The organism is Streptomyces sp. NBC_01255, from assembly GCF_036226445.1.
Classification (GTDB): domain Bacteria; phylum Actinomycetota; class Actinomycetes; order Streptomycetales; family Streptomycetaceae; genus Streptomyces.
Window position 1 is genome coordinate 900,217 of record NZ_CP108474.1, and the last position, 21,271, is coordinate 921,487.

The following is a 21,271-nucleotide window of genomic DNA, read 5'->3' on the forward strand; positions in this document are numbered from 1 at the left end:
CCATACAGACGACGGGAATAGGCGCTGCAAATGTCCGGTAACTCGGATCGGGCAGGGGAGCTCGCTCATCGGCTGGTCATTCATGGGCGCTCGATTACTCCTCGCTGAACCCCTCGTGAGGCAGCCGGAGATAGCCTTCGAGCGCCAGTGGAATTAGCCGTGCACTTCACAGGGAAAGCGGGCATGAATTCGCCATGACGAGCCTTATCGACGACTTCGCTCTCACCGACGACGCGACCAGGCAGACCGAGCTCTACGTACGGGCGTTCAACTCGGGCGACCCTGATCTCGTCAACCTGCTCTACACCGAGACGGCGGTCTCCGCCTGGGAGGCGGACGCGCCGCTCACCGGCCAGGCCCGCAAGGACGCCCTCGCGGAGTTCCTCTCGCTCGGCCCGAAGATGACGGCCACGCTCCGCCACTCCTACGTGGCCGGCGACGCCGCGCTCCTGGTCGTGGACTGGCGGATCGACGTCACCGGCGCCGATGGCGTCGCGGAGGTTCACGAGGGCGTCGGCAACGACGTCCTGCGCCTCGGCGCGGACGGGAAGTGGCGCTTCGCCATCGACTACCCGAACGGCAGCTGACGCCTGACGGGACGGAGAAGGGGCCCTGCTTCCGGTCGACCGGAAGCAGGCCCCCTTCTCCGTCGTGGCGCCGGCGCCACGGTGGGTGTCAGACGCGCAGGCCGAGCGCGGCGGTGATCACGTCGCCGATCTCCTCGGTGTGGCCGTCGAGGTAGAAGTGGCCGCCGGGGAAGACCCGCAGATCGGTGTCCGCGGCGGTGAAACCGCTCCATGCCGCCGCCCGCTCGACGGGGGCCACGGGGTCCGTGTCGCCGACGAGGACGGTGATCGGGCAGTCCAGCGGCGGGCCCGGCTGCCAGGCGTACGCGCCGATGGCCCGGTAGTCGGCGCGGAGGGCCGGCAGGGCCATCTCCATCAACTCGGGGTCGTCGAGGACGCCCGCGCCCGTGCCCCCGAGCGTCCGGATGGCCGCGATCACGTCGGCGTCGCTGGTCATCCGGTCGGCGGCCTGGGGCCGGGGCTCCGGCGCGGCCCGCCCGGAGAGGAACAGCCGCAGGGGGCCGGGCGCCGACCGCGCGGCGAGCCTGCGCGCCGTCTCGTAGGCGACGACCGCCCCCATGCTGTGCCCGAAGAAGGCGTACGGCCGGCCGTCCGCCGGGTCCAGGGCGTCCGCGACGAGTTCGGCGAGCCGGGTGACGGACTCGACCGGCTGCTCACGATGCCGGTCCTGCCGCCCCGGGTACTGCACGGCCAGCACGTCGACGGCCGGGCTCAGGAGGCGGGAGAACGGCACGTAGGAGGTGGCCGCGCCGCCCGCGTGCGGGAAGCAGACCAGCCGGACCCCTCTCTCCGCGTCCCCCTGCGGCACCCCACCGAATCGCCGAAGCCATGTGACGTCCACTGCTGCCCCTCCTGTGCTTGCTCGGACTCCCGTTCGGATTCCCGTTCACGACTCTGCCGTACTCCCGCCGCTCCCGTACGCCGAACGGAGCGGCCGGCGGACGGTGCGGTCAGCGGACGGTGCCGTCCCAGCCGCCCCAGTCGCGCCGCCGCGCGAGCCCGGGCAGGTCGATGCGGCCCGTGCACCAGAGCAGGGTCTCGGTGGGGGCGTGCCCCGTCGGGGCGGTCGGGAAGAGCCGCTCGACGACGGGTGCGCAGAGGTCGTCCGTCGGCCGCCAGTCGAGGTCCAGCGCCGCGGCGACGTCGTACGTGTGGACGAGCATCTCGACGACGCCCATGGCGGCGAAGCCGGGGCCGTCCGAGTTGCCCCAGGGGTGGAAGGCACGGACCTGCGGGTCCGCCTCCCGCACGGCGGAGGCCAGGATGGTGGCGCAGACGCTGACGCCTTCGAGGCAGACCGGGATCGGCGCCTGCTCGTTGAAGCCGGCGAGCATGCCGGTGAAGCGGTCGGACGGCCGGGCGATGAGGAGCGCCGAATAGCCGATGAGACCGAGGGCGGTGTGGTCGAGGACTTCGCGACAGGACCAGTCGCTGTCCCGGGCTTTGACGGACCAGTCCTGATCGGCGGCCTTCTGCAGAATGTCGGTGCAGTCGGTGGCGGTGGTAACTACGCGGTCGGGCCAGGAGATTGACATGCGAGTCATGCTGCCACAGATATCCACGGCTCCCGGGGAATCAATGGGCGGTGAGGGCCGCCGCCGTCCACTGTCCGCGAATCGCGCGGTAATTGCCCGGTAATCGGGAATACCCGGGCACCCCGGTGACCACCTCGTGACCACGGTTTGATCGCCCGGGGAACGGCCCGCCGTACGCTCGACGCCGGAACGTGACGAACGAGTCGATCGAGCAGGGAGATGGAATCGTATGAACGCTGAACTCGAATCCGTACTGGAATCTGTCCGGAACATCGTGCCGACGCTCAGGGAGAACGGTATCGAGTCGGAGGACCGCGGCTGGATTCTCGACGAGAACATCGAACTCCTTGAAAAGGCCGGCGTCTTCCGCATCGCCGTCCCGAAGCGGTTCGGGGGCCTGGACTTCGACCTGGCCGACCAGTCCAAGGTCATCACCGAGGTGGCGCGCGGCTGCCCCTCGACGGGGTGGGTGACGTTCGTCTGGGCGACCAGCGCGTGGGCGGCCACGCTCTATCCCGACCGGGCGCAGGAGGAGCTCTTCACCGACGGCTCGGTCCGGGTCTCCAGCGCCTTCGCGCCGACCGGCCGGCTCACACCCGTCGAGGGCGGCTACCGGCTGACCGGCAGCTGGCGGTTCAACTCCGGCTGCCGGGGCGCCCAGTGGAACTTCGCCTCCGCAATGCTGGAGCACCCGGACGGTTCCCTCGAAGAGGTCATGGCGCTGCTGCCGATGTCCGACATGACGGTGGTCGACGACTGGAAGGTGTCGGCCGGCTCCGGCACGGGCAGCGCGACCTCCTCGGCCGATGACGTCTTCGTCCCCGGCTACCGGGTGGGGCGCTTCGAGGAGTTGCTGTTCAGCACGACCGGTGACCGCTCCAACGGCGGTGCGGACGGCCGCGAGTACGGGTTCGTGAGCGAGGTGATGGCCGCGGCCGCCGCGGTGTTCATCGGCATCGCCAAGGGCGCGTACGACCTCTTCGTCGAGCGTCTCCCGGGGCGCGGCATCACGTACACCTCGTGGACGGACCAGACCCGGCACCCGCTCACCCAGATCCAGGTGGCGACCGCCGCCAACAAGATCACGGCGGCGGAGGCGCTGGCCGGCGTATGGCTGGAGCTGATGCAGCGGCGGGCCGATGCCGGTGAGCAGCTGTCGCTGGAGGAGAAGGCCGTCGTGCGCGGCCAGACGGCCTTCGCGGCGCAGCTCGCGAAGGAGGCGGTCGAGGTGCTGTTCAACGCGAGTGGCGGCTCGGTGATCCAGCGCAGTGTCCCGCTGCAGCGCTTCCACCGCGACATCCAGGGTTTCTCCCTGCACGCGCTGGCTCAGCTGCACGGCAACCTGGAGGTGCAGGGCCGGGCGCTCCTGGGCCTCGACCAGGAGACCCCCTTCCTCTAGACGAGCGGGCGTGGCCCGGGGCCGGGGAGGCCCCGGGTCGGTGCGTGTCCATGCCGGTGATCCCGGCGGCCGTCCGGCCGCCGGGATCACCGGCATGAGGGGTTCGGGGCCTTGCGTTCAGCGGCCGGGGGTGGTGCCGGTCCGCTGGAACCGGCCTTCGAAGAAGAGGAGTCCGTCGCCGGCGGCGCCGTTGACCGCGCTGACCACCTCGCCGAGGAAGACGGAGTGGTCGCCGACCTCGTGCGCCTCGGTGACCTCGCACTCCAGCCACGCCAGGGCTCCGGAGAGCAGCGGGGCGCCGGTGCCCGGGCCGGGCAGCCAGTCGACGCCTTCGAACTGGGCGGGTCCGAGCGGCCGCTTCTTGTCGGCGAAATACCGTGTGGTCTCCTCCTGTTCGGCGCTCATGACGGAGACGCCGAAGCGTCCGGCGTCGGTGATCGCGGCGTGCATGACGGCGCTGCGGCCGATGCAGCAGAGCACGGTCGGCGGATCGAGCGAGACGGAGCTGAAGGCGTTGGCCGTCATGCCGTGGGGGTTCTCGCCGCCGACAGTGAGCACGACGACGCCGGTGGCGAAGCGGGACATCACCGCGCGCAGCGACGCGGGGGTCACCTCGGTGACGACGGGCCGTACGGGCGGCATCTCAGGCCCCCGCCGTGCGAGCCGGTGCGGAGGACCAGGCGCGGGCGCCCTCGCCGACCGGGATGCGGGCGAATATCAGCTCCAGGCAGTCGGCGGCGGAGAGCCGGCCGACCGATTCCCGGTCGTCCAGGCCTCGCCACCACCTGGCGATGTCCGGATCGGGAATCCCCGTAGCTACGGAAGAGAAACTCATGCCGCCTCTTTCGGAATTCGGATGTGGGAGCACCAGGACAACGTATCCGACGGCATTCTGACGCTCGTTCATTCTCAAGTAACGTGTGGCACAGGGGTGTTCATGCCTCGCCCCAACCGGCCGGTGACCACGTCGTGACCCGTGACGGCGCCGTTCCGCCGCCTCGTGGGTAGGGTCCCCGGTATCCAAGAAGAGGGGGCGTCATGAACTCCGTATCCGATGAACCCGGAATCTCCGAGCCTTATCTGCTCGGTTTCCTCACTTCCGTCGGGCTCGATGTCGAATACACGCGGGCCGAGGGGAATACGCTGTTCTACCGCGGCGACGACGGGGAGGAGATCCCGGTCCTGGACGCCGCGGGCGGCTACGGCTCGCTGATCTTCGGTCACCACCATCCCGAGATCGTCGCGCGGGCGAGGCGTCTCCTCGACGAGGGAGTCCCGGTCAACGCCCAGTTCTCGCGCAACTCGTGCGCCCAGGAGGTCGCCGCCCTGCTCAGCGGCATCGTCCGCCGGGAGACGGGAGCCGGCGAGGAGTACGCGGCGATCTTCGCCAACAGCGGCGCCGAGGCGATCGAGGCGGCCGTCAAGCACGCGGAGCTGGACCGGGTGCTGCGGGCGGGGGCTCTCGTCGCCGAGGTGGCGGAGCACGCTGCCGCCGCGCGGGCGGCGGTCGAGGCCGGCGAGGCGGTTCTGCCGGACGGGGAGCACCAGGACTTCGCGGCCCTGGCGGAGGAGGTCTCCCGTGCGAACGCGCAGGTCATGTCGCGGCCTCCGGTGTTCCTGACCCTGGAAGGTTCCTTCCACGGGAAGCTGGTCGGCAGTGTCCAGCTGACGCACAACGCGGCCTACCGGACTCCGTTCACCGCGCTGGCGAACCGGGCGAGGTTCGTCCCGCTCGACCGCCCCGACGCGCTCGGGGGGATCATCGCCGAGGAAAGCGCCGCGCTCCGCGACCTCGTGGTGCGCGACGGCGTGGTCGCCGTCGTCGAGCGGCCCTTCCCGCTCGTGGCGGCGTTCCTGCTGGAGCCGATCCAGGGCGAGGGCGGCATCGTCCCGCTGACGCGGGAGTTCGCGAGCGCCGTCCGCCGGGAGTGCGACGCCGCCGGCATCCCGGTGGTGATCGACGAGATCCAGAGCGGGATGGGGCGCACGGGCGCGTTCCTCGCGAGTTCGCTGATCGGCCTGCGCGGCGACTACTACGTGCTGGCCAAGAGTCTGGGCGGTGGCCTGGCGAAGACGTCAGTGATGCTCGTACGGAGCGGCCGTTACCGCGACGAGTTCGAGCTCGTCCACAGCTCGACCTTCGCGAAGGACGGCTTCTCCACCCCGATCGCGCTGAAGGTCCTGGAGATGCTGGAGGCGGACGACGGCCTCGCCTACCGGCTCGCGAGGGAGCGGGGCGCCCGGCTCGCCGAGGCCCTGGAAGGGGTCCGCGCCGACTTCCCGGACGTCGTGAAGGAGGTCCGCGGGAAGGGGCTGATGCTGGGCCTGGAGTTCCACGACCAGTCGGAGTCGTCCTCCGCGGTGGTGCGGGACGGGGCCAGGTCCGGCCTGCTGGGGTACACCCTGTCCGGCTATCTGCTGCGGGAGCACCGGGTGCGGACGTTCCCCACGGCGAGCGCCGGGAACACGCTGCGGTTCGCGCCGTCGGTGCATCTCACGGACGCGGAGATCGAGCGGCTCGCGGAGGCTTTGCGCGCGGTGGCCTCCGTGCTGCGCGACGAGGACGAGAAGCGCCTCACCGGTGGAGGGGTGTGAGGGGCGCGGATCCGCGTGACCGGTGTGGCCCGTCCCGTCCGGGACGGGCCACACCGTCGTCGACTGTGGAGGGTCTGCTCCGCAGCCGGTCTCGCCTCGACCGGTCTCGCCTCGTCCGGTCTCGCCTCGGCCGGTCTCGCCTCGTCCGGTCTCTCCGCGGTCTGTCTAGCCGTACTGGCGCTCGCTCTGGACGCGCTGGACCTGTTCCTGCGCGCCGGCCCCGTGACCACCGGTCCCATGGCCAACGGTCCCGGGACCGACGACCCCATGGCCGCCGGCCCCACCGCCGCCCTTTCCGGCGTGGCGGAATTCGGCGAGGCGCAGCACCGACCGGGCGGCGCGGACACCGGGACTCCGGCCCCCGCCCGTCGTGATCGCGCCCGCTGTCCCGCCCGCCGCCTCCTGCGCGTCTCCGGGGGCCGCCGCCGACAGCAGCTCCTGGAGTCGCTGTTCGGCGGCGTCCGAGAGCGGTTCGAGGGTGAGGGTGGTCGCCTGACGGCTGCCGCTGCCCCAGTCGGGGCGGCGCTCCAGGAGTTCGGGGCGGGCGGCCGCGATCACCACGAGGGGTACGGCGCCGACCCTCTCCGGGAGCTGTTCGACGCAGTCGAGCAGCCGGTCGTCGCCCCGGTGGAGGTCGTCGACGACGATCACGAGGGGCCGTTCCTCGGCGGCGAGGCCCACGAACTCGTACCAGGCGTTGAGGAGTTCGGAGACCATCGGCTGACGGATCTCCGAGCCCTCGGGGTCGACGAGCGGGCTGAGGTACGGCAGCAGCCGGCCGGCCGTCTCCTCGCACTGCACCAGCTGATGGAGTGTGCTGGCCAGTTTGGCCCGCGCCTGCTTCCCCGAGTCGCCCTGCTGGATCCCACAGCACGACGCCAGTATCGCGATCTGCGCGGAGAGCGGGTGGCTGCCGTAGAGGAGGGTGGCCCTCGTCGCCAGGAACAGGGGCGCGTGCGGGCGGCCGGTGATGCGGTGCTCCAGCTCGACGATGAACCGGGTCTTCCCGACGCCACCCTGGCCGAGGAGGGTCACCAGGTGCGGGTTGCCACGGTGCCGGGCCAGCTCCAGCAGTCCGCGCAGCACTTCGAGTTCGATCTCGCGGTCGACGATCGGCACGCCGTGGTGGTCGGTCGGCTCCTCGCTGCCGGACCGGACCCGCCAGCCACTCGACGGATCCTCCGCCGGTTCGTAGGCGATCACGGACTCGGTCTCCCGGAACGTGCTGTCGCTCACCCTGACCTCGCCCTGGGGAACGACCGCGAGCAGCCGGTGACATTCGTCCATCAGTGAGCCGACGGCCGAGGGCGGTGTCTGCTCGTCGCCCGGGAGGTAGCGCACCAGCGCCTCCCCGACCTCGACGGCCGCCTTGACGGCGAGCCGCTCGGTGGGGGCGAGCCGGTCGCGGATGGCGAGGGCGGCGCGGACCGCGCGTTCGGCGTCGTCCGCACGGCCGTGGTGCACGCCGAACAGCGCCAGCGAGAACGGGCCGACGGAACCGGCGATGTTCCCGCCGTGGCGTTCGATCTCCTCCTTGACCGCGGCCGCCGTCCCCTGGAGCAGCCGGTCGGCCTCGATGCCCATCTCGGAGGCGTGGGCGTGGAGTTCGGTCCTGAGGAGGACGACGCCCACCTTGCGGTGCTCGGAGACCACGGTCTGCCGGGCCCCGGACGGGTTCGCCTCCGCGGGGCCCGCCGCCGCCCCGTCGGCCGGGGTGGCCGACGGGGTCTGCGCGGCCGGCGTGCCCGAGCCGGCCCGGTACGCGGGGGCTCCGGTGGCGCCCCGCAGGGCGACCGCGTGCTCGGTCGCAGCGACCTGGGTGAACTCGTACGAGGTGGCCGGGCCCTGCAAGGTGAGGGCGGGGTCGTGGGTGAGGATGGCCTGCTGGAGGGTGCGGAGTTCGTGACCGGGTTCCAGGCCCAGGTTCTCGACGAGGGCGGAGCGGATCCGGCCGTACACGTTGAGCGCGTCGGCCTGTCGTCCGCAGCGGTAGAGCGCCAGCATGAGCTGGCTGCATGCCCGTTCACGGAGGGGCTCCCTCTCGACGAGCGTCTCGAGCTCGCCGAGGACGGAGTGGTGGCGCCCGAGGGCGAGTTGCGCCTCGAAGTAGTCCTCCATGGCGTCGGTACGCGCGCCCTGGACGGCCGACAGCTCGGGCCAGGAGATCCCGGTCTCCACCAGGTCCGTCAGCGCGGGTCCGCGCCAGAGGTCGAGCGCCTCCTTCAGGAGGCGTGCCGCGGACTCGGTCCGGCCGGCTTCCAGTTCCGCCCGCCCCTGGATCGCGCGCCGCTCGAAGCGGAAGAGGTCCACCTGCTCCGGTTCGACGCGCAGCATGTATCCGGGTGCCTGGGTGAGCAGGGCGGGGGGCTGCGTGCTCCGGCTGCCGGACCCGCCCTGCGCGCCGTTGTGGAGCACGCCCCGGAGTCCCCAGACCGCGTTCTGCAGGATCTTCCGCGCCGAGCTCGGGGCGTCGTCCGCGGACCATACGGCGTTGAGCAACTGACTGGTGGCGACGACCTTATTGGCCTTCAGCAGGAGGAACCCCAGGGTCGCCCGCTGACGGGAACCTCCTAGCGAGACGGTCCCGCCGCCCTCGGAAACGACCTCCAACGGCCCCAACATATGAATGTGCATGTGTCCCCCTGGACTGCGCAAGATCCGACGAATGCCCCAATGGCCCCACTCACGTCCCCGTGTCGGCGTCTCGACCGAATCGCTCTCTTCTGCCGGCGTGTCGCCATGCTCCCCCGCATTCGGACATCATTCGCTCTTGGCTGGATTTAACTGTTTCCCGGCCTGAAATATTCAGCCTCCTGGAGAGTGGTCAGAAATCCAGGACATATCCGGCTGCACATTTCACCGCCGATTGCCATGATTTCACATCGACCGAACGTTCCCGCAGGAGTGGCGCGCCGGACCGACGGTGTCGATGGTCACGCGCCACCAGGTCCCACCTCGTTCGCCGCCCTGGCCGGAGCCTTCGGCATCCCGGTGCTCCCCCACCGTCGTCGAAGATCCCCACCGTTCGGGAACCGGCGGGAAACCGTCCCCTCTCCGCCGGCTCATCCGCCGCCTATTACCGGCCCGTGAGCAGGCATTGGGCAAGGAGCGGCGGGACCTCGGCTACTTTCGCACCGGCACGGAATTCGGCTCATTACCTTCGCTCGGCCGTCCGGGGATCACGCAATCCGGAACGGGCATCGCGCACGCACGCCGAACATCGCAGAACGTCGCAGAAACATCGAGGAGACATCGTGAACACCGACAGGACGCCGCCGCGCTCCGGCGCTCATCGCCCGGTGGGCCGCCGTACCGCACTCAAGGCCACGGGTCTGGCGGCGGTCGCTGCCTCGGCCGGCTCGCTGGCCTTCGGCGGCACGGCGCACGCCGGCCCCGCCCAGGTCACCGAGGACGCCCGGAGGGACTTCGACGTCATCGTCGTCGGCGCGGGATTCGCCGGTGCGGCCGCCGCCCGGGAACTCCGGTCGCGCGGCCTCCAGGTCCTGGTCCTCGAAGCCCGCAACCGCGTGGGCGGACGGGTGTGGACCGACAGCTACCTCGGCCGGAAGATCGAGCTCGGCGGGCAGTGGATCCACCCGGCGCAGACGTTCGCCATGGAGGAGCTGAACCGGTACCGCATCCCGCTGGTCACCGAGATCCAGCCGGAGGTGGCGATCTACCCCACCGCAAGCGGTCCGACCACCTTCGCGCCCGGCGAGGTGTTCGGGCGCCTCGGCGAGATGCTGACGCAGCTCTTCGAGGGCTCGCGGCAGTACTTCGAGCGGCCGCGCGACCCGCTGTTCCGCGCCGACCTGCTGCGTGCCGTCGACCCGCTCTCCCTGCACGACCGCATAGCCCAGCTCAACCTCCCGGCGCAGGACGCGGGTTGGCTGAGCTCGCAGGTCGCGGGGTTCGCCGGCGGCTCCAGCGGGGACGGCGCCCTCACCTCGCTCGCCCAGTGGTGGGCGCACACCGGCTGGAACGCGGACGGCTGGTTCTCCCTGATGTCGCAGCGCGTCGGCCTGGGCGGCATGAGCGGGCTCGTCCGCGCGATGCTGTACGAGCAGCCGCTGACCATCCGCCTCAACACCCCGGTCACCGCCGTCGCGGACACCGGCAGCGGCGTCTCGGTCGTCACGGCCAACCGCGGGACCTTCCGCGCCTCGCACGTCGTCGTGGCGGTGCCCACCAATGTGTGGAAGGACATCACCTTCGCGCCGGGGCTGCCCAAGGTGCACGCCGACGCGGCGACCGAGGGCATCGGCGTGCGCCGCACGGTCAAGCTGTGGATGCACGTCAAGGGCGTCACCCCGCTCAGCCTCTGCCAGGGGTACGAGGGCCAGCGCATCGAGAGCCTGTTCCCGACCGCCAAACTGACCGACGGCCACCTCGTGATCGGTTTCGCCTTCGACCCGACCTTCGACCCGACGAACCTCGCGCAGGTGCAGGCCGCCGTCCGGGAGTACCTGCCGACCGCCCAGGTCGCGTCCGTACGCTCGCACGACTGGGGGGCCGACACGTACGCCCGGGGCGCCCAGGCACTGCGCCGCCCCGGCCAGCTCCTCCGCCAACTGCCGGACATCCAGCGGCCGTACGGCCGGATCGCGTTCGCGGGCGGCGACCTCGCGAGCGTGTGGAACGGCTTCGTCGACGGGGCGATCGAGTCGGGCCGGGCGGCGGCCGAGGTGGTGGCCCCGAGGGCACTCGCGTCGCGGCTCGTCAGGGCCTGAGACGACCGTGACCCGCGGAGTGGCGATGCCACTCCGCGGGTCACGGGTTCCGCTACTGCTGCGGCGGCACCGGCTGGATGTGCTGGGTGAGACCGCCGTCCACGACCAGCTCGACACCGGTGGTGAAGGTGGCGTCGAAGGCGAAGAAGAGCGCCGCGGTGGCGACCTCCTCCGGCGTGCCGTGCCGCTTCATCGGGGTGAGCTCGTCGCCCACCTGGCTGAGGATGGCCCGCTCCTCGTCGGTGGCGTCCGCGATGCCCATGGTCGGGGTGTGGATGAAGCCGGGGCTGACGGAGTTGACCCGGATGCCGCGGGGCAGGAGCTCGGCGGCGAAGACCTGCGCGAAGGAGCGCACGGCGGCCTTCGCGCCCGAGTACACGCCCATGCCGGGGGTGCCGGTCAGGTTGGCGATCGACGTGGTGAAGACGATCGACCCACTGTCGTTCACGAGCGGGGCGAGCTTCTGCACCGTGAAGAACACGCCCTTGGTGTTCACGTCGAACTGCCGGTCGTAGGTCTCCTCGGTGACGAGGGCGATCGGTTCGAGCGCGGCGTATCCGACGTTCACGAACACGGCGTCGACGCGGCCGAGCTTCTCCTCGACGGCCGCGCCCAGCTCCGCGATGTCCCCCATGCTCGCGACGTCCGACCGCAGGACGTGCACGGCCTTCCCGTCGAGATCGCGGCGCGCGGTCTCGATGTTGTCCTTGTTCCGCCCCGTCAGCAGGACCTCGGCCCCGCCGTCGAGCAGCCCCTGCACCATGGCGAGGCCCATGCCGTGCGTCCCACCGATGACCACGGCCTTCTTGCCGGCGTACTTGCCCATCACTACTCCTGAAGACGTCAAGCGACTCACTGAACGACACCGACCGTAACCGGGCCGGTACCACTGCGTGATCACTGACCGGTAACCGGGTCTCCACCGCCCGCGGCGACCTGATACCCGTATCGTCCGTGCCGGCCGGTCACGGGGTCCCGGGAGCGAAGGACAGCATGCGGGCCTCGTGGTCCGCGTCGTTGCCGGACACCCCGCTCGGCGAGATCACGATCCGGCCGTTCGCATAGGCCAGGCGTCCTGCCAGCATGCGACGTTCCACGGACCGGGCCGTCATGGGATGGACCAGCACCTGCTTCTTCGTGTCCGCGCTGCCCGGGCCGAGCCGGAGGATCCCGCCCGGCCGGTCGGCCGAGGGGGCCTCGTAGACGAGTGCGAACAGGCCGCCGTCCGTGCGCAGCGGGTGCAGGGTGGTGTCCGAGGACTTCACGCCCCAGACGAGCTTCCCGGTGTCGAGGCTGTAGCCGCCGACCCGGTCGGTACCGCCCAGGAACACGATGTCCTTGCCGACGGCGGTGCCCGGGCACTGCTGCATGTTCCCTCCCGAGTCCCCCGCGTCGGCGCAGTACGTGAACCCCTTGGGCCGGGCGTCGACGGTGACGCGGAGTTTCCCGCCGGGCTTCAAGGCCACGACCCGCCAGTTGCCGTTGGTGTCCTCGTGGTGGTAGGTGGTGAAGACGACCGGTTCGACGGAGAGCATCTTCCCGACGCTCCAGCCCGGTTGGGTGCGGTAGCGCCAGCGGACCTTGCCGGTGCGCGGGTCGAGCTCGCGGAGCTGGTGGTAGGACTTGCCGCGGTCGACGCTGATCGCACAGGTGGAGCTCACGACGAGCCGGGGGCCGCCCGCGAGGTTGTCGGGGTAGCACTTCCCGGGGTTCTCCAGCGGGATGTCGTAGAGCTTGGCGCCGGTGTCGATGCGGTACGCGGCGGCCTTCATGCTCTGGACGATCGCGAGGGTGCCGCCGCTGATCGCGCTGTTCACCATGATCGTGCGGTCCATGGAACCGGTCTCGGTGAGCTTCTTGTGCCAGCCGGCCTTCCCGGTCCGGAGGTCGATCATCTGGAGCTGGTTGCAGCGGTTTCCGGTCCAGTTCCGGTTGCTCTGGTACACCACGACGATCTTGCCGTCGGGGGTCGGGTTGGCCGGTGCCTCGCAGACGGAGGCGGGCAGCGGCACACTCCACACCTCGGCTCCGTCCGACAGGCGGCGGGCGGTGACCTTCTCGTAGGCCGCCTGGACGACGGTGTCGCCGACGATCCACAGGGGGTAGAGCTTGATGTGGCGTCGGGGCAGGTCGGTCCGGTCGTCGACGATCCACGCCGCGGCGTCTCCGGCCTTGCGGCCCGCGTTGATCTCCTCCGACGTCGGGATCCTCTTCGGCGTCGGCGTGGCGACGGCGGGGGTACGGGACGGTGTCGGCGTCGCGGACGGGCTGGGCGCCTTGTCGGCCACGGGCGGGGCCGGGTCGCCCCACCGGCCGTCGGCGAGGGCGTACACCCATCCGCTCGCCGCCAGGACCAGCAGGACGACGACCGTCGCGATCAGCGGCCCCTTGCCGAAGCGTCTCCGGCGGGGCGGCGGCTCCGGCGGGGTGTAGCCCTCGGGGGCGTACGGGTTGTCGGCGACCGGCTGCTGTGGCTGGTTCGGCCGGTACCAGGGTTGTGGCGGGTGGTGCATCGGTCTCTCCTACTGTCCGCCGGTCCGAGAACTGTCCATCACGAGGCGACTCGTTCGCCGGACGGGTCGGCGACCACGATCTGGAGGTGCGCCGGAGCGTAGCGGCGCGCCTTGTGGACCATCTTCGCGAGATCGAACTTGGCACGCGGAACGGCGACATGGATCGGCGCGGGCATGGCGGGGTCCTGCGCCAGGGCGGTCACCCCCGAGGGAAGGGCCGCGCCGGGCCGGAACCGCGCGCCGATCAGCGCCCGCTGCCCGTCCGCCGGTGTGACCACGACGAACTGGGTGACGTCGGTCCACGGCACCACCACGGTGCCGAACCGGGCGCCTGCCGCGTCGAACTGGAACGCCGTGCGGCGGCTCTCGAACGAGGCGATGATGAAGGGCACCGCCGCGACGATGACGACTCCGCCCTTCATGTCGAGGGCCCAGCCGAGGAGCGCGGCCAGGGCCACGACACCCACGATCGACCCCCACAGGGCCGCCTGGTCCTGCGCGGAGAAGGGATGGGTGACCCGGTAACGCTCCCACCGGGCGCCACGGCGGGTGGGCCGTGCACCGGACGTGCCACTGGCATGCGACATGGGGACATGTCCTCTCTTGACGGTGTGTCGGCTGCTGTTCGCCGACCGACTGTTCCCGCTCACCGCCCGGCACATCGGCACCCGACATGACGAGTCCCACACTGGAGAGGCACTCTGCAGCGCGGATGAAATCCCGCTGATGCAGGAGACTGGGACTCCTGCGCGGGCAGGGAACACGGGGACATGGGGCTTCGAAGTGGGCATGGATGCAGGGAGGCCCGGTGCGGTTCCGGCCGGGACGAGGGGGCGGCTGCGGATCGAGCTGCTCGGGCCGGTCCGGGCGCTGCGGGGCGATACGCCGATCGCACTCGGCCCGGTACGACGACAGGCGGTGCTCGCCGCCCTGGTCCTGCGCGCGCCCGCCTTCGTCACGTACGGGCAGCTCCTCGACGACGTCTGGGGAACCGAACCTCCGGGGACGGGTCACCGGGTCCTGCCGAGTTACGTCTACGCCCTGCGCAAGGCGCTGGACACGCCGGGCGCCGGGCCCGCCGGGTCGGAGATCGAAGGACGGCACGGCGGCTACCGCTTCGTGCCGGGCGAGACCCGAACCGACCTCGCCGACCTCGCCGAGCACGCCGGCCTCGCGCGGCGCGCGCAGGCCGCCGGTGACCTCGCCGGCGCCCTCGACCACGGCGACCGGGCCCTGAAGCTGCTCCGCGGCGAACCCCTGCCCGGTGTGCCGGGGCCGCTCGCCGACACCGAGCGGCACCGCCTCGCCCGGCAGCGGCGCGCCCTGCACCAGGGCCGCGCCGAGTGTCTGGTGCTGCTCGGGCGGTATCCGGACGCCCTGGACGGTCTCCTGGACGCGCTGTCGGCCCGGCCTCACGACGAGCCGCTGGCCGCCCTGCGGATGCGCGCCCTGTACGGCAGCGGCCGGCAGGCCGAGGCGCTGGCCGTCTACCAGGAGACACGGCGGCTGCTCCTCGACGAGCTGGGCGTGGAACCGGGCGAGGAGCTGCGCCGCGTGCACCAGGCCGTCCTCCGCCGGGAGGACGAGCTGCTGCTCGGCCGGGCGCCGGGTCCGCGCGCGGCCGTCGCGCACACGGGCGTCCCGGACACGGGCGTCCCGGGCGCGGGCGGGGCCACCCCGCTCCAGGACTCACCGCCCCCGCAGCGTCCCCTTTCGCACCCTCGTCGCAACGAACTGCCGGGCGACACCGCCTGCCTGGTCGGCCGCGAGGCGGAACTCGCCCTGCTCACCGCCCCCGTGGCGCCCGGCGCCGTGTCCGTGATGACGATCGACGGCACGGCGGGCGTCGGCAAGACCGCCCTGGTGGTGCGCGCCGCCTGGGCGTTGAGCGAGGCCTACCCCGACGGCTGCCTGTTCGTGGACCTGCACGCGTACGGCGCCGCCCACGAGAGCGTCGGCCCGCAGCGGGCGCTGCGGCGGTTGCTCCGCGCCGTCCGTGAGCCCGGCGCCGAACTCCCCCACGGTTCGCCTGACATGGACGACCGGATCGACCCGGACGACGTGACGGAGCTCGTCACCGCGTGGCGTGCGGCCACGAGCGGGCTGCGGCTGCTGCTGGTCGTGGACAACGCCCGCAGCGCCGACCAGGTCAGACCGCTGCTGCCCGCCGGACCGGGTAGCCGGGTCCTGGTGGCGGGCCGGCATCGCCTGCCGGGCCTCGACGCCGATCTCCGGCTCACCGTGGAGCCACTCGGCTCCGGCGACGCCGTCGGCCTGTTCCGGGAGCTCCTCGGCGAGTCCCGGGCGGACCGCGAGCCAGAGGCCGCTCACGAGCTCGCCCTGCGCTGCGGCGGCCTCCCGCTGGCGCTGCGCATCGCGAGCGCCCGGCTGCAGAACCGCCCGTCCTGGACGCTGGCCTTCCTCGCAGACCGGATGACCGACGACGCGCGCGGCCTCGGCGAGCTGCGGGCCGGGGACCGCAGCGTGGAGGCCGCCTTCCGGATGTCGTACGACCAGCTCACGCCCGAACTGCGGCGCGGCTTCCGGGCGTTGGGGTCGGCTCCGACCGCCCGCTTCGACGCCCTCACCCTCGCCGCCATGCTGGGCCGGTCCGACGAGGACGCCGAGGCCCTCCTGGAGGACCTGGTCGACGCGAGCCTCCTCCAGGAGCCGCATCCCGGACGCTACCGGCTGCACGATCTCGTACGGGCACACGCGCGGAGTCTCGCGGCCGAAGCACCCCTGGAAGCCGCCGCGGACCGCGCCGCCGTCCTGCGGCTCTACGCGGCGGCGGGCCGCATGGCGAGCGACTGGTGGCCGCAGCCGTTCCCCGCCGGCCAGGACGTCACAGGGCCGCCGCCGTTCTCCGGTTGGGGCGAGGCCTCCGCCTGGCTCGGCGCGGCGGGCGGAGACCTGGTCGACGTCGTGGCCTTCGCGGCCGCCGCCGGTGAGTTCGACCACGCCTGCCGGATCGCCGAGGCCCTCGTCGACCACCTGGCGCGCCAGGGCCACTTCCACGAGTGCCGTGTCGCCCTGGAGCGCGCCCTGGAATGCGCGGACATGGCGACCGACCGCCGGATGCCCTCCTCGCTCCGCATCTGCCTGGGAATCGTCGACGTCTACCAGGGCCGGTTCCGGCAGGCGGGCGACCGGTTCACCGAAGCGCTGCGGTACGCCCGCTGCCAGGGGGATCCACGAGACGTGGCCCGGGCGATCGCCGGGATGGGCACCGCGGCGTTGACCCTGGGCCGGACCGACGAGGCGTTGGCCCGGCTGAGCGACGCGGTGGAACGGGCGTCCGGTCTCGACGACGACTGGCTGACCGGGATGGTGAACTGCAACCTCGGCGCGATCCACTCCCTGCAGGGACGGCACGAGCAGGCCCTGGACCACTACACCACCGCACTGGCCCTCGCCGAGAAGAACGGCCGCCCCCGGACGATCAGCAGCACCCTGTGCTTCGTCGCCGACGCCCACCTGGCCCTCGGCCGGCACGCGGAGGCCACGCACCTGCTGCGGCGGGCGGCCGAACTGGCCCGCGAGGCCGAGGATCTCCCGCTCCGCGCGGCAGGCCTGTCACGGCTCGCCGCGGCGGAACACGTACAGGGGGATCTGAGCTCCGCCGTCGACACCCACCACGAGGCGCTGTCGGCGCTGAACCGGCACACGAGCACGTGGCTGGAGATGGACGTCCGGATCCGCCTCGGCAGCACGTACGCGGCGGCGGGCCGGCACGCCGAGGCGCACGAGGAGTTCCGTACCGCCCTCGCCCTGCCCGGAGCGGGTGACCACCCCCGGGAGTACGGCATGGCACGCGACGGGCTGAGCGGCACGTCCCCGGGGCCGGGCGACCCCCGGGAGTGACCCGGTCAGCCGGTCAGCCGGTCCGGGGCTTCCCGAACTCCTCGATGAGCACGGGGTACTGCTCCCCGCCGTGCCCGGCGGCGATGGCGCGGTCGGCCATCGCCTTGATGAGCTTCGGCAGTTCGGCGTTGACGCCCAGCGTCTCGCTCTCCTCGATGAGGTGCTCCATCGCCCGCGCGTCGGTCTCCAGCGCCGACACCTCGGCGGGGAAGGAACCCTTGTCGATCTGCTCGGCGTACCCGGGCAGCCAGTCGGCCACGCCGGCGGCGATCTGCCGCGCGAACGGCGCGTACGTCGCGGCGTCGACACCGGCCGTCCTGAGCAGGGCGGTGCCCTGGAGCCAGGCGTTCAGGACGCTCCACATCATGGCCAGGCCGGCCACGTCGTACAAGGACGCCAGGCCGTGGTCCGCACCGAGGTGGGTCACCGTGCCGAGGGCTTCGAGCGTCGCCTCGTGGGCCTGGAAGACCTCCTGGGGCCCGCTGTGGAGGATCACCGCATCGGCGGTGCCGATCCCCGACGGGATGGCCATGACGGCACCGTCCAGGTAGCGGGCGCCGCGTCGCGCGGCCCACTCGGCGGCGTCGCGCGCCTGGCCCGAGCTCCCCGAGGTGAGGTTGATCAGGGTCGTACCGTCCAAGGTGACGTCGTTCGCGTCGAACAGCTCGTACATGGCGTCGTAGTCGGTGAGGCAGACGATCGTCAGGGGACCCGCCGTGAGCGCGTCGCCGAGGGTCGGCGCCGGCCGTGCGCCGGCGGCCACCAGCGGGGCGGCCTTGGCGGACGTTCGGTTCCACACGGTCGTGGGATGCCCTGCGTTCAGGAACGCGCCGGCGAGTGCCCGGCCCATCAGTCCGAGTCCGATGACCGTCACGGGCGCGTGGGGTGTGTTGTTCATGGCAGCATCGTCAACGTTGATACCGGTGTGAAGGTCAAGCGAGGTTTCGATGCGTATCGGGGAACTCAGTCGTCGGGCGGGCGTCAACGCCCACCAGTTGCGCTACTACGAGGCCCAGGGCCTGCTGACGGCGGACCGCGGCACGAACGGCTACCGCGAGTACGACGAGAGCGCCCTGCTGCGGGTGAAGCAGATCCGGCACCTGCTCGGCGCCGGGCTGTCCTCCGAGGACATCGCGTACCTGCTGCCGTGCGCGATCGGCGAGGCGCCGGAACTCGCCGGGTGTCCGGAGCTGTTGGCCGCGATGCGCTCGCGCCTGCGGCGACTGGACGACCAGATGGAGCGGCTCGCCCAGTCCCGCGAAGCCCTCGCCGACTACATCGTCGCGGCGGAACGCGTGAGCGGCGAGAGCTACCCGCCCTTCACGGATGCCGACGCCGACGTACGGGCCGTCGCCTCCTGAACGGGTGCTCGCGGCTCCCGGTCACACGTCCCAGGTGACGGGGAGGCTCTTCACGCCGTAGATGTCCGCGGTCTCCGGGCGCAGGACGACGTCCTCGGCCGGTACGGCCAGGCGCAGCGTGGGGAAGCGGGCGAGCAGCGCGTTGAACGCGACCCGCATCTCGACACGGGCCAGCTGCGCGCCCAGGCACAGGTGGACGCCGTGACCGAAGGCCACGTGTCCGGTGGACTGGCGCCGGATGTCGAGGACATGGGGATCGGCGTGGCGCTCGGGGTCGCGGTTGGCGGTGTTGTACGAGAGGACGACCGTCGTGCCCGCCTCGATCGTCTGGCCGCCCACCTCGACGTCCTCCAGCGCCGTCCGCATGAACGACTTGGCGACGCTCAGGTACCGCAGCAGCTCCTCGACGGCCTGGTCGATGAGCGCGGGATCGTCGCGCAGCGCGGCCAGTTGCTCCGGGTTCTGCAGCAGCGCGAAGGTGCCGAGGGCCAGCATGTTCGCGGTGGTGTCGAATCCGGCCGCCAGCAGGATCAGGCTGATGCCCTTCAGTTCCTCGTCGGTGAGGTCGCTGTCGGTGAGTTCGCTGAGTACGTCGTCGGTGGGGTTCGCGCGCTTGGCGGCCACCAGCTCGGCGAGGTACTCCTGGGTGGCGGTGTAGGCCGCGATCAGCTCCTCGTCACCGGTCTCCCCGCCCATGAACGTGTCGATCTGCTCCTGGAACGAGTCCCGGTCCTCGTACGGCACCCCCAGCAGCTCACAGATGATGATGGTGGGGATGGGCTTGGCGAACGCGGTCACGAGGTCCACGTCCGGCCCGGTCTCCTCCATGGCGTCCAGGCAGGCGGCGGTGATCTGCTCGACGCGCTCGGTGAGCAGCCGCATCCGCCGCGCGGTGAACTTGCCCACCAGCGGCTTGCGGTAGCGGCTGTGGTCGGGATCGTCCATGAGCAGGAACTCGCCGGGCGGGGCCGGCGGGATCTCGAAGTCGACCACGTTCAGGAGGTCCCTGCGGGAGCTGAACCGGGGGTCGGCCAGGACGGACCGGACCAGGTCGTATCCGGTGATCAGCCAGCCGGGTTTCCCGCCGGGGTGGGTGAAGCGGCTGATGGGGCCGTGCCGGCGGGCGTCGACGAGCTCTGCCGGCGGGTCGAAGGGGCAGCCGGACGGACGCTCGGTCGGCAGCGTCGTGACGGTGTGGACGGTGTCGGTCATCGCCATTCCTCATCTCGCGACATTACGCGTTTGCGTATGAGGAAAGCTACGTTGCGTTCATGATCCCGTCAATCGCCAAAACCCCATTAACGCAGGTAGATTGCGGGAAACTGGTGCAATGGCGCTGCACATGAATGCAATGATGCGTTGCAATGAATGACGGCGAAGGCAATACGCACGCGCACCCGCGACCGGGCCGCCCACCGGACCGATACTCCGCCGGAGACCGCCCGTACGGCCGAGGCGCGCCGCCTGCTTGGATGTCTCCCATGTTGAGTTCCACGAAATCCGCCGGCGCGCTCCGGACAGCCGCACGTGTCTCCGCCGAATCGCTTCTCGTGCTGCTGATGGCCGCGGTGACGCTCTGGCTCGTGGGCCGGATGTGGTCCGTCGCGTGGCCGCTGATCGCGGCCCTGTTCCTCACCACCCTCACCTGGCCGCCGGCCCGGTTCCTGCGGCGGCACGGCTGGCCCCCCGCGCTGGCCGCGACCACGGTGACCGTGCTCTTCCTCCTGCTGATCGCGGGCATCGTCGCGCTCATCTCCGTACCGATGGCGTCCCAGTCCGGCGAACTCGCCGACGGTGTGGTCGAAGGGATCCAGCGGCTGCGCGAGTGGGCGGCCGGGCCGCCCCTGAACATCGGCGACAGTCAGATCAACGGCGCCCTCGACACCGCCGTCGCCCGCCTCCAGGACAGCATCGGCAGCATGGTCAACGCCGTCGCGACGGGGGTCGGCACCGTCTTCAACGGCGTGGTCACCGCGTTCCTCTCGCTCTTCCTGATGTTCTTCTTCCTCAAGGACGGGCCGCGCTTCCTGCCGTGGCTCACCCGGCAGCTCCCCGGCCGGCTCGCCACCGACATCCCGGTCGTGGCCGCGCGCGGCTGGGACACGCTCGGCGCGTTCGTACGCTCCCAGGCGTTCGTCGGCCTGATCGACGCCGTCCTCATCGGCCTCGGCCTGTGGTTCCTCGACGTGCCGCTGGTGCTTCCGCTGGCCGTCCTGACGTTCGTCTCCGCGTTCGTGCCGATCATCGGCGCCTTGTTCGCGGGGCTCGTCGCGGTCCTCATCGCCCTGGTGTCGAACGGCCCGACCGACGCGCTGATCGTGCTGGCCCTCATCGTGGTCGTCCAGCAGTTGGAGGGGAACGTCTTCCAGCCCATGCTCCAGAGCCGCGGCCTGGGCCTGCACGCGGCGGTCATCCTCCTTGCGGTGACGCTCGGCGGCAGCCTGGCGGGCATCGTGGGCAGCCTGCTCGCCGTCCCCGCGGCCGCGCTGATCGCGGTGGTCTGGAACTACGTCCGCGGGGAGCTCGAAGAACCCGGGCAGGAACTCCCGGGACCCCGGCCGGAACCGGCGGCCGACGAGCCGCCCGCCGGCCCGGCCCTCGACCCGGCCGCGACCGCGTAGTCCGGCGGTTCGACGTGCGCGTCACGACCCGCGGGTGAACCATTGAAGGGGGTCGTGCGTGCACCA

17 protein-coding genes are annotated in these 21,271 nt (G+C 71.5%); 7 read left to right on the forward strand and 10 right to left on the reverse strand.

Annotated features, from left to right (window positions below):
* Window positions 1–194 precede the first annotated feature (194 nt).
* A complete protein-coding gene (locus OG357_RS03665; protein WP_329619729.1) occupies window positions 195–587 on the forward strand; it encodes a YybH family protein in 393 nt (130 codons plus the stop codon).
* Window positions 588–675: 88 nt separating this feature from the next.
* Here OG357_RS03665 and OG357_RS03670 read toward each other — a convergent pair whose 3' ends face one another.
* A complete protein-coding gene (locus OG357_RS03670) occupies window positions 676–1,428 on the reverse strand; it encodes a thioesterase II family protein (protein ID WP_329619730.1) in 753 nt (250 codons plus the stop codon).
* Window positions 1,429–1,537: 109 nt separating this feature from the next.
* Window positions 1,538–2,122 carry a maleylpyruvate isomerase N-terminal domain-containing protein gene (locus OG357_RS03675; RefSeq protein WP_329619731.1) on the reverse strand — a complete coding sequence of 195 codons (585 nt, stop codon included), beginning with the start codon at window positions 2,120–2,122 and terminating at the stop codon, window positions 1,538–1,540.
* A gap of 229 nt (window positions 2,123–2,351) precedes the next feature.
* Between OG357_RS03675 and OG357_RS03680 the strand changes: the two genes are divergently transcribed.
* Window positions 2,352–3,521: an acyl-CoA dehydrogenase family protein gene (locus OG357_RS03680; RefSeq protein ID WP_329619732.1), complete on the forward strand. Its 1,170-nt coding sequence runs from the start codon at window positions 2,352–2,354 to the stop codon at window positions 3,519–3,521.
* Window positions 3,522–3,638: 117 nt separating this feature from the next.
* Here the strand turns inward: OG357_RS03680 and OG357_RS03685 are convergent, their stop codons facing one another.
* Both OG357_RS03685 and OG357_RS03690 read right to left on the reverse strand, forming a co-directional pair.
* Window positions 3,639–4,163, reverse strand: a complete 525-nt coding sequence (locus OG357_RS03685; RefSeq protein WP_329619733.1) for a flavin reductase family protein — start codon at window positions 4,161–4,163, stop codon at window positions 3,639–3,641.
* A gap of 1 nt (window position 4,164) precedes the next feature.
* On the reverse strand, window positions 4,165–4,356 hold the full coding sequence (locus tag OG357_RS03690; RefSeq protein ID WP_329619734.1) for a hypothetical protein: 192 nt from the start codon (window positions 4,354–4,356) through the stop codon (window positions 4,165–4,167).
* Window positions 4,357–4,559: 203 nt separating this feature from the next.
* Here OG357_RS03690 and OG357_RS03695 point away from each other — a divergent pair, with 203 nt between their 5' ends.
* Window positions 4,560–6,116, forward strand: coding sequence for an aspartate aminotransferase family protein (locus tag OG357_RS03695; RefSeq protein WP_329619735.1), 1,557 nt, complete (start codon window positions 4,560–4,562; stop codon window positions 6,114–6,116).
* 165 nt (window positions 6,117–6,281) lie between these two features.
* Here OG357_RS03695 and OG357_RS03700 read toward each other — a convergent pair whose 3' ends face one another.
* Window positions 6,282–8,726, reverse strand: a complete 2,445-nt coding sequence (locus OG357_RS03700) for a BTAD domain-containing putative transcriptional regulator (protein WP_329619736.1) — start codon at window positions 8,724–8,726, stop codon at window positions 6,282–6,284.
* Window positions 8,727–9,370: 644 nt separating this feature from the next.
* Between OG357_RS03700 and OG357_RS03705 the strand changes: the two genes are divergently transcribed.
* The gene (locus tag OG357_RS03705; protein ID WP_329619737.1) at window positions 9,371–10,846 is read left to right on the forward strand and encodes a flavin monoamine oxidase family protein; all 1,476 of its coding nucleotides are present in this window, start codon (window positions 9,371–9,373) and stop codon (window positions 10,844–10,846) included.
* 52 nt (window positions 10,847–10,898) lie between these two features.
* Here OG357_RS03705 and OG357_RS03710 read toward each other — a convergent pair whose 3' ends face one another.
* The 3 genes from OG357_RS03710 to OG357_RS03720 form a co-directional block, all read right to left on the reverse strand.
* A complete protein-coding gene (locus tag OG357_RS03710) occupies window positions 10,899–11,672 on the reverse strand; it encodes an SDR family oxidoreductase (RefSeq protein WP_329619738.1) in 774 nt (257 codons plus the stop codon).
* 139 nt (window positions 11,673–11,811) lie between these two features.
* On the reverse strand, window positions 11,812–13,359 hold the full coding sequence (locus OG357_RS03715; RefSeq protein ID WP_329619739.1) for an outer membrane protein assembly factor BamB family protein: 1,548 nt from the start codon (window positions 13,357–13,359) through the stop codon (window positions 11,812–11,814).
* Between the two features lie 38 nt (window positions 13,360–13,397).
* The gene (locus OG357_RS03720; protein ID WP_329619740.1) at window positions 13,398–13,946 is read right to left on the reverse strand and encodes a hypothetical protein; all 549 of its coding nucleotides are present in this window, start codon (window positions 13,944–13,946) and stop codon (window positions 13,398–13,400) included.
* 202 nt (window positions 13,947–14,148) lie between these two features.
* On the opposite strand from OG357_RS03720, the gene OG357_RS03725 reads away from it, so the two are divergent.
* Window positions 14,149–17,223 carry an AfsR/SARP family transcriptional regulator gene (locus tag OG357_RS03725; RefSeq protein ID WP_329619741.1) on the forward strand — a complete coding sequence of 1,025 codons (3,075 nt, stop codon included), beginning with the start codon at window positions 14,149–14,151 and terminating at the stop codon, window positions 17,221–17,223.
* Window positions 17,224–17,236: 13 nt separating this feature from the next.
* On the opposite strand, the gene OG357_RS03730 is transcribed toward OG357_RS03725, so the two are convergent.
* Window positions 17,237–18,121 (reverse strand): NAD(P)-dependent oxidoreductase, encoded by an 885-nt coding sequence (locus OG357_RS03730; protein ID WP_329619742.1) that lies wholly within the window; start codon window positions 18,119–18,121, stop codon window positions 17,237–17,239.
* Window positions 18,122–18,170: 49 nt separating this feature from the next.
* On the opposite strand from OG357_RS03730, the gene OG357_RS03735 reads away from it, so the two are divergent.
* Complete coding sequence (locus OG357_RS03735; protein ID WP_329619743.1) at window positions 18,171–18,584, forward strand: MerR family transcriptional regulator; 414 nt, start codon at window positions 18,171–18,173, stop codon at window positions 18,582–18,584.
* 21 nt (window positions 18,585–18,605) lie between these two features.
* Here OG357_RS03735 and OG357_RS03740 read toward each other — a convergent pair whose 3' ends face one another.
* Entirely contained in the window at window positions 18,606–19,796 is a 1,191-nt protein-coding gene (locus OG357_RS03740; protein WP_329619744.1) for a cytochrome P450, read from the reverse strand.
* A gap of 260 nt (window positions 19,797–20,056) precedes the next feature.
* Between OG357_RS03740 and OG357_RS03745 the strand changes: the two genes are divergently transcribed.
* Window positions 20,057–21,205: an AI-2E family transporter gene (locus OG357_RS03745; protein ID WP_329619745.1), complete on the forward strand. Its 1,149-nt coding sequence runs from the start codon at window positions 20,057–20,059 to the stop codon at window positions 21,203–21,205.
* Window positions 21,206–21,271: the final 66 nt, after the last annotated feature.

Excerpts from the sequence above, each read along its gene's own strand:
- OG357_RS03665 (WP_329619729.1), top strand. The coding sequence starts at position 195 with ATGACGAGCCTTATCGACGACTTCGCTCTCACCGACGACGCGACCAGG.
- OG357_RS03675 (WP_329619731.1), bottom strand. The coding sequence starts at position 2,122 with ATGTCAATCTCCTGGCCCGACCGCGTAGTTACCACCGCCACCGACTGC.
- OG357_RS03680 (WP_329619732.1), top strand. The coding sequence starts at position 2,352 with ATGAACGCTGAACTCGAATCCGTACTGGAATCTGTCCGGAACATCGTG.
- OG357_RS03685 (WP_329619733.1), bottom strand. The coding sequence starts at position 4,163 with ATGCCGCCCGTACGGCCCGTCGTCACCGAGGTGACCCCCGCGTCGCTG.
- OG357_RS03690 (WP_329619734.1), bottom strand. The coding sequence starts at position 4,356 with ATGAGTTTCTCTTCCGTAGCTACGGGGATTCCCGATCCGGACATCGCC.
- OG357_RS03695 (WP_329619735.1), top strand. The coding sequence starts at position 4,560 with ATGAACTCCGTATCCGATGAACCCGGAATCTCCGAGCCTTATCTGCTC.
- OG357_RS03710 (WP_329619738.1), bottom strand. The coding sequence starts at position 11,672 with ATGGGCAAGTACGCCGGCAAGAAGGCCGTGGTCATCGGTGGGACGCAC.
- OG357_RS03715 (WP_329619739.1), bottom strand. The coding sequence starts at position 13,359 with ATGCACCACCCGCCACAACCCTGGTACCGGCCGAACCAGCCACAGCAG.
- OG357_RS03720 (WP_329619740.1), bottom strand. The coding sequence starts at position 13,946 with ATGTCGCATGCCAGTGGCACGTCCGGTGCACGGCCCACCCGCCGTGGC.
- OG357_RS03725 (WP_329619741.1), top strand. The coding sequence starts at position 14,149 with ATGGATGCAGGGAGGCCCGGTGCGGTTCCGGCCGGGACGAGGGGGCGG.
- OG357_RS03730 (WP_329619742.1), bottom strand. The coding sequence starts at position 18,121 with ATGAACAACACACCCCACGCGCCCGTGACGGTCATCGGACTCGGACTG.
- OG357_RS03735 (WP_329619743.1), top strand. The coding sequence starts at position 18,171 with ATGCGTATCGGGGAACTCAGTCGTCGGGCGGGCGTCAACGCCCACCAG.
- OG357_RS03740 (WP_329619744.1), bottom strand. The coding sequence starts at position 19,796 with ATGACCGACACCGTCCACACCGTCACGACGCTGCCGACCGAGCGTCCG.
- OG357_RS03745 (WP_329619745.1), top strand. The coding sequence starts at position 20,057 with ATGTCTCCCATGTTGAGTTCCACGAAATCCGCCGGCGCGCTCCGGACA.